General features: G+C 60.4%; 11 protein-coding genes. All 11 read left to right on the top strand.

Going from position 1 to position 15697, the window contains the following annotated elements:
• The first annotated feature begins 167 nt into the window (after positions 1 to 167).
• Positions 168 to 1937, top strand: a complete 1770-nt coding sequence (locus RDL77_RS21960) for a type I secretion system permease/ATPase (RefSeq protein WP_223615917.1) — start codon at positions 168 to 170, stop codon at positions 1935 to 1937.
• On the top strand, positions 1934 to 3352 hold the full coding sequence (locus tag RDL77_RS21955) for an HlyD family type I secretion periplasmic adaptor subunit (RefSeq protein WP_288194711.1): 1419 nt from the start codon (positions 1934 to 1936) through the stop codon (positions 3350 to 3352). The genes RDL77_RS21960 and RDL77_RS21955 overlap by 4 nt, the downstream gene beginning before the upstream one ends.
• A 291-nt stretch (positions 3353 to 3643) precedes the next feature.
• Complete coding sequence (locus tag RDL77_RS21950; RefSeq protein ID WP_223615915.1) at positions 3644 to 4357, top strand: calcium-binding protein; 714 nt, start codon at positions 3644 to 3646, stop codon at positions 4355 to 4357.
• Between the two features lie 76 nt (positions 4358 to 4433).
• Positions 4434 to 6695, top strand: a complete 2262-nt coding sequence (locus tag RDL77_RS21945) for a glycosyltransferase family 2 protein (RefSeq protein WP_374042777.1) — start codon at positions 4434 to 4436, stop codon at positions 6693 to 6695.
• Positions 6692 to 7534 carry a class I SAM-dependent methyltransferase gene (locus RDL77_RS21940; RefSeq protein ID WP_288194709.1) on the top strand — a complete coding sequence of 281 codons (843 nt, stop codon included), beginning with the start codon at positions 6692 to 6694 and terminating at the stop codon, positions 7532 to 7534. The genes RDL77_RS21945 and RDL77_RS21940 overlap by 4 nt, the downstream gene beginning before the upstream one ends.
• Positions 7531 to 8793, top strand: coding sequence for a glycosyltransferase family 4 protein (locus RDL77_RS21935; protein WP_223615928.1), 1263 nt, complete (start codon positions 7531 to 7533; stop codon positions 8791 to 8793). Before RDL77_RS21940 ends, RDL77_RS21935 begins: the two co-directional genes overlap by 4 nt.
• A gap of 21 nt (positions 8794 to 8814) precedes the next feature.
• Entirely contained in the window at positions 8815 to 9603 is a 789-nt protein-coding gene (locus RDL77_RS21930) for a hypothetical protein (RefSeq protein ID WP_288194708.1), read from the top strand.
• Positions 9604 to 9614: 11 nt separating this feature from the next.
• Positions 9615 to 11858, top strand: a complete 2244-nt coding sequence (locus tag RDL77_RS21925; RefSeq protein WP_288194707.1) for a hypothetical protein — start codon at positions 9615 to 9617, stop codon at positions 11856 to 11858.
• On the top strand, positions 11855 to 13183 hold the full coding sequence (locus tag RDL77_RS21920) for a glycosyltransferase family 4 protein (RefSeq protein WP_288194706.1): 1329 nt from the start codon (positions 11855 to 11857) through the stop codon (positions 13181 to 13183). Before RDL77_RS21925 ends, RDL77_RS21920 begins: the two co-directional genes overlap by 4 nt.
• A gap of 38 nt (positions 13184 to 13221) precedes the next feature.
• Positions 13222 to 14409 (top strand): polysaccharide pyruvyl transferase family protein, encoded by a 1188-nt coding sequence (locus tag RDL77_RS21915; RefSeq protein WP_288194705.1) that lies wholly within the window; start codon positions 13222 to 13224, stop codon positions 14407 to 14409.
• A 130-nt stretch (positions 14410 to 14539) separates the two neighbouring features.
• A complete protein-coding gene (galE, locus tag RDL77_RS21910; RefSeq protein WP_288194704.1) occupies positions 14540 to 15559 on the top strand; it encodes a UDP-glucose 4-epimerase GalE in 1020 nt (339 codons plus the stop codon).
• The last annotated feature ends 138 nt before the right edge of the window (positions 15560 to 15697 follow it).

The following is a 15697-nucleotide window of genomic DNA, read 5'->3' as shown; positions in this document are numbered from 1 at the left end:
ATTTGAAGTAAGTTACAAGTATATTCCAAGGTCTCCTTTGCTTTTTTCCCCACCATATGAACTTTTTTCTGTCACATTCTGCACGGTATTACTTTACTAGTCTAATGCTATAGACCAAGTTCAATCGGGCTACCGGGCAGCTGTGTCATTTCCAAGGCAGATTACACATGAGTGATACTCGTCAAAACAATGCAAATGGCAAGAGCAATGTTGGAAAAAATGCGACGACGCATACGGTTCCGGCACCTCGGACCCTCATTCTGCGCGCACGCCGGGTGTTCTTGTCGGGCCTCCTTTATGCTGTTCTGCTGAGTGCCTGCATCAACCTTCTGCAGCTCACCGTACCGCTGTATATGCTGCAGGTGCATGACAGGGTTTTGAACAGCCGGAGCACGGACACGCTGGTCATGCTGAGCATCCTGGCGGCGGGCGCCCTGATCGTTTTCGGTATTCTCGAATTCATCCGGGCCATGTCGTTCCAGGCCATGGGCAGCGCGCTTGTGCGCCGGCTCAATCTGCCGATTCTGACCGCTGCGGTTCAGGCGTCGGTCGATCAGGGGCTGCCCAAAGCCACGCAGGCGCTGCGCGATCTGACGGAGCTGCGGACATTCCTCACCTCGTCAGCGGTCAGTGCGCCGCTTGACGCGGCCTGGTCCCCCATCTTCCTGACCGTGCTTTTTCTTCTCCACCCGGTTTTCGGCATTATCGGCGTCGTCTCGGTCATCGTGCTCGTGGCCTGCGGTGTCATCACGGACATTTTGACGCGAAGCCTGGTGAAGGATGCGAATCAGGCGAACATCGAAGCCGTCTCGAAAATCGGCAGCACGTTGCGCCATGCGGAAGTGATCGAGGCCATGGGCATGCTGCCCGCATTGGCCCGGCGCTGGCGTACGGCGCAGATGAGCGCTCTGGATTTGATGGATGCGGGCGGCGCGCGCAGCCGGGCCATGGGGACCATCGCCCGTACCTTGCGGTTCATGATCCAGATTGGCGCCCTCGGCGCTGGTACGCTGCTCGCCATGCAGCAGGAAATCACGGCCGGTGCGATGATTGCCACGACGATCATTGTCGGTCGTCTTCTCGCGCCGTTCGACCATGTGGTGGAGACGTGGCGCCAATGGGTTAACGCCATCGGAAACTGGCAGCGGATCCAGGCCCTGCTCGCGCAAAACCTCGCCGTCCGCCAGACGATGCCGACGCCGCGGCCCCATGGCGATCTGATCATCGACAAGCTTGTCTATGCGGCGCCGGGCGTCGAAATGCCGATCATCAAGGGCATTTCGTTTTCCCTTTCGCCGGGAGAGGTGCTTGGCATTGTCGGTCCGTCCGCAGCGGGTAAATCGACGCTGGCCCGGCTGATGATCGGTATCGTCAAGCCAACATCGGGCGGTGTATTTCTCGACGGCAACAATGTGTATCTGTGGGAGCGCAGCTCATTCGGTGAAATCGCCGGCTACCTGCCCCAGTCGGTGGCGCTGCTCGACGGTACCATCAAGGACAACATCGCCCGGATGGGTGAAAGCGACCCGCACCGTGTTCTGGAGGCGGCACGGCTTGCCGACGTGCATGAGATGGTCGGCCGCCTGCCGCTGGGCTACGACACGCCGGTCGGCGACGGGCGTCTGACGCTGTCCGGCGGTCAGCGCCAGCGGATCGGCCTTGCACGCTGCCTCTACAACCGCCCCCGCCTGATCGTGCTGGACGAGCCGAATGCCAATCTCGACGCCGTCGGCGAAAGGGCACTGATGCGCGCCATCGAACAGGCGCGCGATGACGGCGCCATCGTCGTCATGATCGCGCATCGCCCGACCATCATGCAGGTGGCGGACAAGCTGCTTGTGCTGGAAAACGGTCGAATCACCCAGTTTGGCCCGCGCACCGACGTTGTGGCCTCCATCACACCCACGGGTCCCAAAATGGGAGCGACAGGATCATGACCGGCAAATCGATTGTTCCCAAACGTTTCACCCAATTGCTGGCGCCGCGCGCCGAGTCGGGCGGGAAGCAGGCATTGACCAAATTTGGAATCGTGCGGCCGGAATGGGTCATCGATCTTGAGAATGAGGATGCGAAGTCGCCCCTGCGCCGGCTCATCATTGCGGGAATCATGACGATCGTCATCGCGTTCGGCGGGTTCTTCGGCTGGGCCTATTCGGCCGAGCTTGGCAGCGCCGCCGTTGCCCTGGGAACAGTCATCGTCGATTCAAAGCGCAAGACAATCAGCCATCTGGAGGGGGGCATCCTCGACCGCCTGCTCGTGCAGGAAGGCGACGAGGTCAAGGTCGGGCAACCGCTGATCCGGCTGGACGATACGAAAGCCCGGGCGGAACTGCAGTCGCTGCAGTCCCGCCGGATCGGGCTGATCGCCAAACTTGCACGGTTGCGTGCGGAACAGGCGGGTGCAGCGGAGATCACCTTTCCCGAGCATTTCGGCGGGCCTGACAATGTGGCTGCCGAGAATGCCGTCAAGGCGGAACGCATTTTCTTCCAGAAGCGCTCGGCCCAGAAAATGAGCCGCACGGACGTGCAGAAGAAAACTATCGAGCAATATACCGAACAGGCAAAATCATCCGCGGCGCAGGTCGCCGCGACGGACAGGCAGACCGAGCTGATCACCGAACAGCGCAATGCCATTGCCGGGCTGGTCGCCAAGGGCTTTGCCCAGAAGTCCAAGCTGACCGAGATCGATACCAAGCTGAGCGAACTGGCGGGCAATCGCGGCCAGTATGCCGGGGACAAGGCAAAGGCCGAGCAGGCGAAGGCCGGTGCAGAGTTTGGCTTGATCGGCATTGAAAGCGACCTGCAATCCGAAATCGCCGGCGAGATCACCACCAACCAGACCGATCTTGCGGATACGGAAGAGCGGATCGTCGCAGCCAAGGACGTCATGCGCCGGGTGGAAATCAGATCGCCGCAGGCGGGCGTGGTTGCCAATATTCGCCTGCGCACGCCAGGCGGCGTCGTGGCGGCCGGCGAGGCGCTGATGGACATCGTGCCTGAAAACGAACCTCTGGTGGTTGAAATGAAAATCAGTCCGCGTGACGTGGACAGCGTTTCGATGGGATCGCAGGCGCAGATTCGCCTGACCGCCTACAATCAGCGCTCACTGACGCCGCTGGATGGCAAGATCAGCTATATCGCCGCCGATCAGGTGATCGATGAAAAGACGGACACGGCCTATTTCGTCGCCCGCGCGGAAATCATGCCAAAGTCGCTGGCGGCCAATCCGTCAGTCAAACTTTATCCCGGAATGCCCGCCGAGGTCATCATCGTGCATAAGGCGCGCAAGGCGATCGACTATATCATTTCGCCAATCTCCGACAGCTTGAATCGAGCATTCAGAGAGGATTGATTAGAATAAAATCCCTTAAACAAAGGGGTTTTGGCAATATTTCAAATTTTGAAATAAAATACAATCAAACAACGCCAATTGATGAAGTATTGTATAGGTAAATATAAATTATAGTTCTTTTTCAAAATGTTGAGTAATACGCATTCGTAATAATTTGTTACTCGCGAATGCCACATTTATACTCTTAGTCTAGGTTGCATTTCGATTTGGTGCAGCGCACAATCGTCAAAGCATCGATGGCTGGAACATTTCCAGCTGGTCGAAACTCAAAGCAGACAGAAGGAGAAGCAGATGGCCACTTTAGAAGGCGGCGCCTACGACGACGTTTTGTTTGGCTCGCGTTTTGACGATTTCATTCACGCCCATGGTGGTGATGATCTCGTCTTTGGCGGAAACGGAAACGATATAATCTTCGGCGATGAGGGCAATGACATCCTTTTCGGTGGACACGGTAACGACACCCTGTTCGGCGGCACGGGCAATGACATTCTTTTCGGCGATCAAGGCAATGACACCCTGTATGGCGGTGAAGGCGATGACATCCTTCACGGCGGCACGGGCAATGACATCCTGAGCGGCGGCGACGGCAACGATATTCTGTTCGGCGACGCTGGCAATGACATCCTGCAGGGCGGAAATGGCAATGACATTCTGTTCGGCGGCGCTGGCAACGACGTTCTTCAGGGCGGTGCCGGTAATGACTATCTCGACGGCGGTGCTGGCAACGACATCCTCTCAGGCGGTGCCGGCAACGATATCTTCCACTTCAGCGGCGGCGGCGGCAACGACGTCATCCTGGACTTTACCCCAGGTGAAGACATCCTTCAGATTTCCAAGGATATCAACGGTCTCCATATCCATTCTCCCGAGGATCTGGCCGATCGTGTTACGCAGGTTGGCAATAATGTCGTGGTCGATCTCGGCCATGGCGACAGCGTCACCCTCGTAAACACCAGCTATGACGATGTGCAGGCACATCCCGACCAGTATTTCGTCGTACATTGATTTTTGCAAAAATTGGCGTGCCCAGCTTTCCGGCCGGGCACGTTTTTCTTTCCGCTGTGGATGAAAGGGCAACGTGTTGAACCTCGACCATTCGACGGATATTGCAGGCGATACGGAGAATATTTCCATCTCGCGCCTGTGCGGCGATGTCGCTGTCGTGATCTGGGATATTCCCGGCGCGGTGCGGGCCTCGACAAAATGCACGCTTGAAGCACCCGAACAGCTGGTTCCCCTCGTCAGCCTCAACATTCCGCTCGAAACCGGCGGCCAGCGCATCCTTTGGGTCATGCGCACCAAGGACGAACCCGTCAGTCTGACCCTGTCTGCCGGATCGCTCGGGCCAACGGAACAGGCCATTCTGTATCCCGCCGATGAACTGGTATCCTTTGACGTCAACAGCGCTGTCGCCAATCTGTCCGCTGCCGGCCATATCAAGCTGCTCAACAATATTTTGAGCACATGGCGCAGCACGTTCCGGCTTTCGCAAAACCAGATCTTTGCCAGCGTGGCGCGTGAAATCATGTTGGCGCTGGCACCCGAGCCGCGCCCGGCGCGCCTGTGCGGCCAACCCGTCGACGGTCAATATCTGCTGGAAACGGCGATTGATCCGGTCCTGGGCGAAATCACCACGATCTATGCAATCAGTCCAAGCGCGGTGACGATCCTGCCGACGCGGCTTGTCATGGGAACCCAGTCGAAACGCGGCGGGCAGCCGTGTCATCTTCTGGTTGAATCCGTTCGTCCGCTGCCGCAGTCCTTGCATCTGGTCTTTTCCGGCCGCAACGGCGTTGCCGTGCGCAAGCTCTCCGAGGGGGACAGTCAGCCCGCGGATTTTGAAAAGTGGTGGGCGAAGCGTCACGGGGACATGGACCTGCGCGAGTTTCTCATCCGGGAAATGGCGCAGGCGACCGGGCCCGGGCTTGCCACGGCCATCGACATGCAGACGCGCGCGCCTTTGACGGTGCGCCAGATCGCAAAGTCCGCAACGCATCCCGCCGCCGAAATCGATCTTGCCCTCGCGCTTCAGGGCGGGCTGCTGGTGGGCGGCTGGAGCCACGATCCCGCGGCCATGCTGGCGGGCATCGAATATCTTTCCGGCAGCAGCGGCGCCCTGCCGCTGCAGCCCAATTTCTACAAGTTTCCCGGCAAGACGGGGGAGCGGGAAGACGGGTTCGGTGCGGATGTGACGGGTTTTGTCGCCTGGCTTCCCCAGAGCAAGAACCTTGGGCCGCTGCTGCAGCCGCGTTTCCAGATGCGGCTGGCTTCCGGCGCGACGGCCGCGCTGGTGCCGCCGCTGCAGCCATTCGAAGCATCGGCCCAGCGCAACCGCATTCTGCGGGCAGTACCGCCGCAGCACGCGCGCGATCAGGTCTTCGAGAATATTCTCGCCCCCGCCCTGCAGGAGGTCGAACACAAGCTTGGCAAGACGGTGAAGGTGGCTGACACCAAGGAATACGGCGTCCTGCCGGATGCGCCTGCCGTGTCGATTGTCATTCCGCTCTATCGCAATCTGGATTTCCTGCGCTTCCAGTTTTCGGCAATGGCCACCGATCCGTGGCTCGTTGCCAATGCGGAGCTGATCTTCGTGCTCGACTCCCCCGAAATCCAGGATGATACGGAGCACATGCTGGGCGGGCTGCACATCCTGCACGGCCTGCCCTTCCGGCTGGTGACGATGAACCGCAACAGCGGCTATGCCCGTGCCTGCAACGCCGGAGCGGGTTTCGCCAACGGGACGATGCTGGTCATGCTGAATTCCGATGTGGTGCCCTGTGCCAATGGCTGGCTCCAGGCCCTGACGCAGCCGCTGCTCGACCAGAAGAAACTGGGCGCCATCGGACCGCGCCTGTTGTTCGAGGATGGTTCGCTGCAGCACGCCGGGCTTTACTTCGCCCGCGACCAGAAAGGCATCTGGCTCAACCATCATTTCTACAAGGGCATGCCGGGCGCCTATGCGCCGGCGCGGGTTTCCCGCACCGTGCCGGGCGTGACCGGGGCCTGCCTGGTGACACGCAAGGACATTTACGATCTCGTCGGCGGTTTCACCGAGGACTATATCATCGGGGACTACGAGGACAGCGATCTGTGCCTGAAAATTCGCCAGATCGGCTTCCATATCGCCTACGCGCCTGATGTGTCCCTCTACCATTTCGAGCGGCGGTCCATTCGCCGCAGTGCCGATTACATGCGGGGGTTGGCAAGCCAGTACAATTCATGGCTGCACACCCAGCGCTGGAACGATGACATTACAGAATTGATGACGACGTACCGGGACGAAGCGGCGGAAGACACGGTTGCGCCCTTCATCGCGGCAAAGTCTGAAAGGAGCGCTGCTTGACCGACGTTGTTGCACTCAAGAAAACCCAGGCCGAGCAGATAAGCCCCGTGAACGATGAGTATGTCGACTGGCTGATGGAAGCCGTCATGCGCAACCGGTTCCTGCCCTGCCCCGATCCGGACAGCGTGTTTGTCGGCGACGGCGATTTTCAGGCGGTTGGTTCGGAGTTTCTCGGCCATTTCATCCGCAAGGGCGGACTGCGGCCGGACAGCCGCGTGCTCGATATCGGCAGCGGCATCGGCCGCATGGCGGTGCCGCTCACGCAATATATCGATCCGGCCAAGGGCAGCTATTGCGGCATCGATCCGGTGTCCGGCGGCATCAACTGGTGCCAGCAGAAGATCACCCCGGTCTATCCGAATTTCGAATTCCGCTACATGGATATCGCCCACTCCCTGTACAATCCGAAGGGAGCGATCGACGGCCTCATGCTCCGTTTGCCCTTCGAGGACAAGCAGTTCGATTTCGTCATCATGACCTCGGTCGTCACCCATCTTCCCGATGAGGAAGTCAGCGTCTACCTGCGGGAAGTGGCGCGGGTGCTTGCGCCGGGCGGGCGTTTGTTCATGACGGCGTTCGTCATCGACAAGACGGCTGCCGACAATCCGCTGGGCAAGCGCGACAGGCGCCTGGGTTTCCAGCGTTATGACGAGGGGCCATGCTGGTTCGTACCGGAACTGCCGCCCCTTGCCGCCGTCGGCTTCGACGACGGGTTTCTGGATCGTGCCCTGACGCGGGCCGGGCTGCAGGTTTTCAGCACGTCGCTCGGGCACTGGCGCGGTGCTCCCGCCGACCATTATCAGGATGTCTTCATTGCCGGTCCCGGAGGCGACAGATAATGGCCCGTGTTCTCGTTGCGGCCCACAATCATCCGTCCCTGCATCCCGGCGGCACGGAAATCTTCGCGCACGATCTTTTCCGCGCCTATCAGCGGGCGGGATGTGAAGCGCTGTTTCTCGGTGCGACCAATCACATTCACCGGGAAGCCAGACCCGGTACGAGCTTTCAGAGCATCGGCGACAAGGGCGATGAAATCCTGCTGTGGTCCGGCCATTTCGACCGGTTCTTCATGAGTCAGGTCGACCTCTACGGCATTGTCCCCGACATTGTCGAACTGCTGCGGGATTTCAGGCCGGATGTCGTCCACCTGCATCACCTGCTGCTGCTGGGCGCGGAATTCCCGCATATCGTGCGCCAGACATTGCCGGAATGCCGCATCGTCCTGACGCTGCACGATTATTACCCCATCTGCCATCACGATGGCCTGATGGTGCGTACAGGCGGCAAGGAACTCTGCTACGGCGCCAGCCCGGACCGCTGCCACAGCTGTTTCAAGGACATCGCACTCGACAAGTTCGTCCTGCGCGAGCGTCATCTCAAATCGCTTCTGAGCGTGGTCGATGCCTTCGTCTCCCCGAGTGAATTTCTCAAGCAGCGTTATGTGGACTGGGGAATTGCCGCAGAACTGATCCATGTGATCCCCAACGGGCAACCCGCGCGGGCGCTGGCAGCAAAGCCTGACATGCCGGCCCGCAGCAAGCCTGTCTTCGGCTATTTCGGCAATCTCAATCCATGGAAGGGCACGACTGTCCTTCTGGAGGCGGCCAAGCAGCTCATCGCGGAAGGCTTTGATTTCGAGCTGCGTGTCCACGGTGCGGCGCCATTCCAGAGTGAAACCTTTGTCGCCGATATCGACAGGCTCTTTGCCGAAACCGCGCCCTTCGTGCAGAGGCGCGGTGCCTATCGGCGTGAGGATATCGGCAATCTCATTGCGGCAGTCGATTGCGCGATCATGCCGTCAATCTGGTGGGAGAATGCGCCGCTGGTGATTCAGGAGGCGCAAGGCCAGGATTGCCCCGTCGTCACCAGCAATATTGGCGGTATGGCCGAAATGATCGAGAACGGCGTCAATGGCCTGACCGTCCCCCCGAACGATCCGCTGGCACTGGCAGCTGCCATGCGGCGTATCGCCGAAGATGCCGATCTGCGTGCGCATCTTTCCCTTGGGGCACGCCACCCCGATACTATCGACACGACAGCCGGACGGTATCTTGATCTGATCGAGACACTGCGGCCCGAACGTGTTGAGGCTGCCTGATCAATCAGAAAGGACTCTCCCATGTCCATAGTGACCAAAGTACCGACGCAGGCCTCCGTGAAGCCGACCGCCATCCCCGAACAGGATAACGCAAGGCCCGCCAAGCCCGAGCCGGTGCGCGGCGAGCCCCTGAAGGGCCGCGTGGATGCCGTCGATGCTGGCCGGCTGTATGGCTGGGCTTTCGATCCGCAGGCGCCGGGCGCACGGTTGATCATTCGCGTCCTGCTGGATGGCAAGCCGATTGCCGAGGCGGTGGCCGACAAGGAACGTCCTGACCTGAAGCGCAACGGCGTCGGCGATGGTATTCATGCCTTTGACGTGATGCTGCCGCAGTTTGCATCGGCGCGCGCCGGTGAACTGGTCGTTATCGCCATCAGCGGCGCAGGCGTCGAGCAGCCCCTGCGCGTGCCGAAGCCGGATGAGCAGGCGGCCGAAGCGCTGATCGCCGCACCGATGACCCGCATTCTCGACAAGCTCGACATGCTGATGGCGGCCCAGCGGCAGCTGCAGGTCAGCCAGCGTTCGCTGCAGCGGCCCGCCGCCACCATCGACGGTACAGGCGGGGCGACGCCGGGTGATCTTGGTGAGGTCAGCAGCGCGATCGACGGGCTGCGCGGCGACCTCAATCAGCGCATGACGGAACTCGACGTGCATCTGATGCGGATGGACGGTGTCGTGGCAGGGCTGGAGAAGCGCCTGGAGCTTTTGCACAAGCGCGCCGGCGGCGATGCCAGACCGCTGTTTCTGCTGTTGTTTGTTTTGGTGGGGTTTGCCGCGGGCGCGCTCATGACCGTCGGGGTTCTCCGTTGAGGGTGGCATAGATGACTCGCGACGACAAAAAACTTCTGCCTGTCCCGGCGGGCGGCAAAGCGCCGGAGCGCAATTCCATTGTCATGGAAGGCGAAATGGTCGTCGGTTGCCCGGTCGAGGATACGCTGGTGCTCATCATGGGCATTGGCGGCAATACGCCCGAACAGCTCACGGTCTTTCTCAACGGCGATCCCGCCATGAGTGTCAAAGCGACCTTCATCAACTGGCCGCTGAAAGCCCCGTCGCCGGCCGGCACGCACGGATTTGTCGCAATCGTGCCGACAAACGTGCTGCGCCGCGCGCAGCTGAAGACCATCATGTTTCAGCACAAGGCAAAGGTATCCCGCTATTCGTTTGCCGCCCGTGCCGCTGCCATCGGCGATCTTGCGGCCATGATCGCCGATCTTGCCGGACCGAATTTGCCCGGTGCGATCGACGGGCTTGTTGAAGCGCTGATTTCCGGCCCCATCAGCCGCAAGAAACTGTCGGCCATCACCATTCTGCTGCAGGCTGGCGCCCGTTCCGATGGCGTTATCGAGCTGATCGGCGGCAGCGACGAGGGCGAGATTTTCGTGCAGGGCTGGGCACAGGACCTGACGCCCTCCGTCACGCGGCTGTTGATCAGCGGCCGCACGCCATCCCTCGCCGAATGCGCCATCGGCGTTTTCGCGCGCCCCGATGTGAGCGAGCAGGCATCCGGTTTTGCCGGGCTGCTGCTGGCGAACGAACCCATCTCGCCCAATGATATCGAACGCCTGTTGTTTCGCGGTCGGCGCGGCTGGCGGTTTATCGAGGTTTATGACCGTCGCCTGCTTGCCGGGTCGCGGGAAACCCCCAACCATGTCCGCGCCATTCTGCCGAACATGCGCAGTTCGACGGAGATTCTGCTCCGCCTGCGCTCGGCCGCCAACCGCTTCGACGGCACGGAAACGATATCCAGCCTGCCCTTTCCGGTGCGCATGGGCATCGACAATGTGTTTCGCGTCGAAGGCAGCGGCCTGCTTGTCTCCGGCTGGCTGCTCGACCCCGACAATCACGTCCAGGGCGTGAAGTTGCGCCGCCACCGCGGCGAAATCCAGCTGGACGGCAACTGGACCCGGGTGGACCGGGCGGATGTGACGCGGGAGTTCGACAACCAGCCGCCGTTCAATGCCGGACTGGACCCCAACCGCCATGCGCACGGTTTCGTCGCCTTTGCCCCCGAGCTTACGGGCGACAGCACGGCTCCCTTCTATATCGAGCTGGAACTCAGCGATTCCCGGCGGGCCTTCATGCCCTTGACGCCAACCCGGATCACATCGCGCGACGCGGTCGTTCGCCAGATTCGCGCCATCGATCCGAATGCCTGGGCGCTGCGCCACATCGTCGACCAGCAGCTTGTCCCGCTGCTGCGCGGCGTCAGCCGGCCCGCTCCCGAGGTTTTCGGCGTCGTCGATCTCGGTGCGTTTGAAAAAGCTGCCGGACCCGCACTGATCATCGGTGTCGATGAGCGCGTCGAGGAGATCGGTCCGCTTCTCGCCCTGCTGGCGCTTGATCCGGAGACGCGCGAGGCGCCGATAGTCGTTGCGGCTGCCACGGATATTATCGACCGCATCGGCGTGCAACTGCGCAGGCTGGCGGATTTTTACGGGCTGCGTGTCCGCCTTGTCTCCGCCAGCGGATCCGAGGATCTGTATGATGCGCTGGAAGTCGGCGCGCGGGCGGTGTCCACGGAGAGCGTGGTCTTTCTTGCCGCGTCTCTCCTGCCGCGCAGCACCGGATGGTTCCGGAAACTGCTTGCGGCCTATGATGCCCGCAAGGAATGCGTGCTGTCGCCGACCCTCGCCTATGAGGATGATTCCATTCGCTGGGCCGGAACATGGGTGGCGGGTGCGCAATCCGACCGCGCCCTGATCAGCCGCTATGCCGGCTATCCCATCGATGCCGTGGCGGGGATGGGAACAACGGAAGTGGCAACGGCGACATTCGAGTGCTGTGTCCTGCCGCGAAACGCCTTGTTCTCCGTCAATGGTTTTACCCGTGGATATCTTGGCACGCATGAAAAGGGTCTCGATCTTGGCCTCAAGCTCAAGCAGGCCGGTCTGAAATCCTATTGGCTGCCGTCGGCGCAGATGCTCGGGTCCGACGACATATCCGTGTCTGACAAGGCCTCGACCATCGCCCTGATCGAACGCATCGACCGGCAGGTTTTCGACGCGCGCTGGGCCAATAATCTTTCCAACAAGCGCAGTGTGTCTGCGGAGGAAACAGCATGACCGAACGGCTTCGGGTTCTGGTGATTTCCCATGCCCATCCCAGCATTTCCCTGGGAGGCGGCGAAATTGCCTCCTACAATCTGCACAAGGGGCTCAACAGCCTGCCCGGTGTCCAATCCGTCTATCTGGCGCGGGCCGGACATCCCATTCCGCGGCATGGCACCACGGCGCTGATGAGCATGCGGCGCAGCAGCGATGAAATCCTGTTCCATGCCGATGAATACGACCACTTCTATCTGTCAAACAAGAACACCGATGAAATCCGCCGCGATCTCCTGCGCTTTGTCCGCGATCTCAATCCGCAGGTCGTGCATTTCCACCATGTGCTCGGCCTCGGGCTGGAAACGCTCTATGCCATCCGCGAGGCGCTGCCCGATGCGGTCATTCTGCTGACCTTTCACGAATATCTGTCGATCTGCAACAATGACGGGCAGATGGTGAAGGCAAGCTCGGCAAAGCTGTGCAACGAGGCTTCGCCCATCGATTGCCACGCCTGCTTTCCCGATGTTCCCCCTGCCCGCTTTCTCAAGCGGGAACGCTTCATCCGCGGCATGCTCGAGCTTGCCGATGCCTTTGTTTCACCCAGCGAATTCCTGGCCGGCAGGTACAAGGAGTGGGGACTTGATCCCGCCAAGCTGAGGGTGATCGAGAATGGTATCGCCATCGACAGCGTGACACCGCCGCGCGAGCTGGCGGGCCCAAGGCCGCGGCGCAACCGCTTCGCCTATTTCGGGCAGATAACACCGTTCAAGGGCATCGACGTCCTGATCGATGCGGTGTCGCGTGTGCCAGAGGAAACCTGGGGCGAGGATTCGCGCCTGATGATTTTTGGCGGCAATCTGGAGAAGCAGCCGCGCGACTTTCAGGATCGCATGCGAAAACTGATCGAGGAAGCCGGGTCGCGCGTGCGCTTTTACGGTGCCTACCAGAATGCGGAAATGCCGCGTCTCATGCAGCCCGTCGATTGGGTGGTGATGCCGTCGATCTGGTGGGAGAACTCGCCGATTGTGATCCAGGAGGCCCTGCACCATCGCCGCCCGGTGATCTGCTCCAATATTGGCGGCATGGCCGAAAAAGTCCGGGACGGGCTGGATGGTCTGCACTTCCGTGTGCGCAGTGCCGAAGACCTGGCTGACCGTTTCACCGAAGTACTCAGCGACGCCTCGATCTGGGACCGTTTGCATCAGACCATCCGGAAACCCGTGAACTATATCGACTGTGCTCAGGAACACCTTGCTCTCTATGGTGAATTGCTTAAATCTAGCCGGCAGCAGCCATTCACGATCGCTGCAAGAACTGACGTTGTTCTTTCCCAAGCAAGCTGAGGCTATCCAGCTTTCATCGCCAAAAGAAGGAATACCTCATGGCACGCGTCCTCGTAATGATCCCCGCCGGAGAAGTTTACGATCACGACAATGTCCGCTGGTACCAGCACAGCGACATTCAGCGCAGCATCGACCACTACCACAATATCGGTGATGCCTTCGTCTTTGAATCATCCCTGAAGCTCATGAACTACGAGAAGGTCGCCGAACTTCCCATTGCCGGACCGTCGATGGAGAAGATCGACCAGCTGCGCGAGGAGTATGACTATGTCATCCTGCGCGGGTCCAACTACATCAACAGGGAGATGAACTGGCGCGACACCATCCCGGTTCTCAAGCGCCTGGGGCTGCCCGTCATTGCCTTCGGCGTCGGCGCGCAGGCGCCGGTCAAGGGGCAGCTGGAACTGTCGGAGGAGTCCAAGGCGGTTTGGCGCCTCATTGCCGATTCGACCACTTCCGTCGGTGTGCGCGGCGCCTATTCCGCCCAGGTTCTCAACGACATCGGCATCAAGAATGTCCGCGTCATCGGCTGCCCCACGGCGTTCCGGCGCAACAACCAGCATCTGCGCATCAAATTGCCCGAGCTCGACACGGTGGAAAAGGTGGGTGTGACGGTCCGGCGCGAAGTCTCGCCAACCTATGCGCAGGATATCCAGCGTTATCTGACCCTGCACCGCGACCTTATCAAGGCGATGGCGAACCGCTTCGACATCACCCTGATGGCGCAGGGCGAAGTGGAAGAAAAGAAGATGGTCTTCGGTACCGACGAGCAGAAGGAAGACGCCATCGCCGCGCTGAAGGCGAACCGCTGGGTTGCGGACTGGTATTTCGACGATGCGATGGAAAAGCTCTACCGCGAGCGCATGTATTATTCCGATGTGGTTGCGGACTATGAAACGCTTGTTCGCGCGCATCAGCTGGTTCTCGGCTACCGCCTGCATGGCAATCTCATGGCGCTGGCCAACGGCGTGCCGTCGATCTATTTCACCTATGACAGCCGCACGGCCGAATTCGCCGAAACCTACAAGATCCCGAGTTATGACGTCTTTGGCGGCAAGCCGTTCAGGCTGGAGGATTATTGGGATCAATCGCTTTTCGATAAATACAATCGCGCCTGGTTCGAGACCTATGGCGAGATGAACGTCTTCCTGACCGAAAACGGCGTGGATCACAAGATGACCGAGACGGGCAGGCGCGCATCGGACTCCGCCCGACGAGTCGCTTAGACAGCAAACGATCAGAATTTTCCGGGAGGAAAGCAAACCGTAGGAAAGGAAGTGTAAGACAGACTATCGACATGGTACACGCCGCTCCACCCTATCAATCTCTCAAACAAAGTTGCAGGAGTTCCTCCCCATGACTGTTCTTGTTACTGGTGGCGCCGGCTATATCGGCAGCCACATGGTGCTTGCCCTCAAGGATGCCGGCCGGCCGGTCGTGGTCCTTGACGATCTGAGTTGCGGTTTCGCCTGGCTGGTGCCGGATGATGTGCCGTTCGTGCAGGGTGATATCGGCGATCAGGCGCTGGTGCGCGATATGATCCGCCGGCACAATGTGACGGCGATCCTGCACTTCGCCGGTTCGATCGTCGTTCCCGATTCCGTGCGCGATCCGCTTTCTTATTACCGCAACAATACCGTGCAATCGCGTTCCCTGATGGAAGCGGCCATTGCCGAAGGCATCAGGCATTTCATTTTCTCGTCGACCGCCGCAATTTATGGGGAACCGGAGCGAACGCCGATCAGCGAAGATATGCCGCATCAGCCGATCTCGCCCTACGGCACGTCAAAGCTGATGACCGAGTGGATGCTGCGCGATGCGGCCGTGGCCCATCCGGAATTCAACTATGTGGCGCTGCGCTATTTCAACGTGGCGGGTGCCGACCCGCAATTGCGCTCGGGGCAGTCATTCCCGCGCGCCACGCACCTCATCAAGATCGCCAGCCAGGCGGCGACAGGCGAGCGCTCGCATATCGAGGTGTATGGCACGGACTATCCGACAGCCGACGGCACCTGCATCCGCGACTATATTCATGTCAGCGATCTGGCGCAGGCGCATCTGTGCGCCCTGAACTATCTGGAGGCTGGAGGAGCCAGCACCGCCGCCAATTGCGGCTACGGCTACGGCTATTCCGTTCTTGACATTATCGACGCGGTCAAGCGCGTGTCGGGCGTCGATTTCGAGGTCCGGACCGCGCCGAGGCGTGCGGGCGATCCGGCAGTGCTGGTGGCAGGGAACGAACGTGTCCGCACCGTATTCGGTTTTGAGCCGAAACGCGCCGACCTTGACCTGATCGTCGGCGACGCCCTGGCCTGGGAACGGCAACTCGCCATCAGGAAGGCGCTCGAACAGTCGGAGGCGCGCATCGCGGTGTGATCCAGGGCCGGCGGTGCTAATCCGCGGGCTCGGCACTTCGCCTGATCAGACCCGTTCCAGGGCAACCGCGATGCCCTGGCCGACACCGATGCACATGGTGGCCAGCGCATAGCGGGCATGCCTGACGCTGAGTTCCAG

The sequence above is a fragment of the uncultured Phyllobacterium sp. genome, from assembly GCF_902479695.1.
In the GTDB taxonomy this organism is placed as follows: Bacteria; Pseudomonadota; Alphaproteobacteria; order Rhizobiales; family Rhizobiaceae; genus Phyllobacterium; species Phyllobacterium calauticae.
Note: the sequence above shows the minus strand (reverse complement) of the source record. Positions and strands in the feature narration are given on the sequence as shown.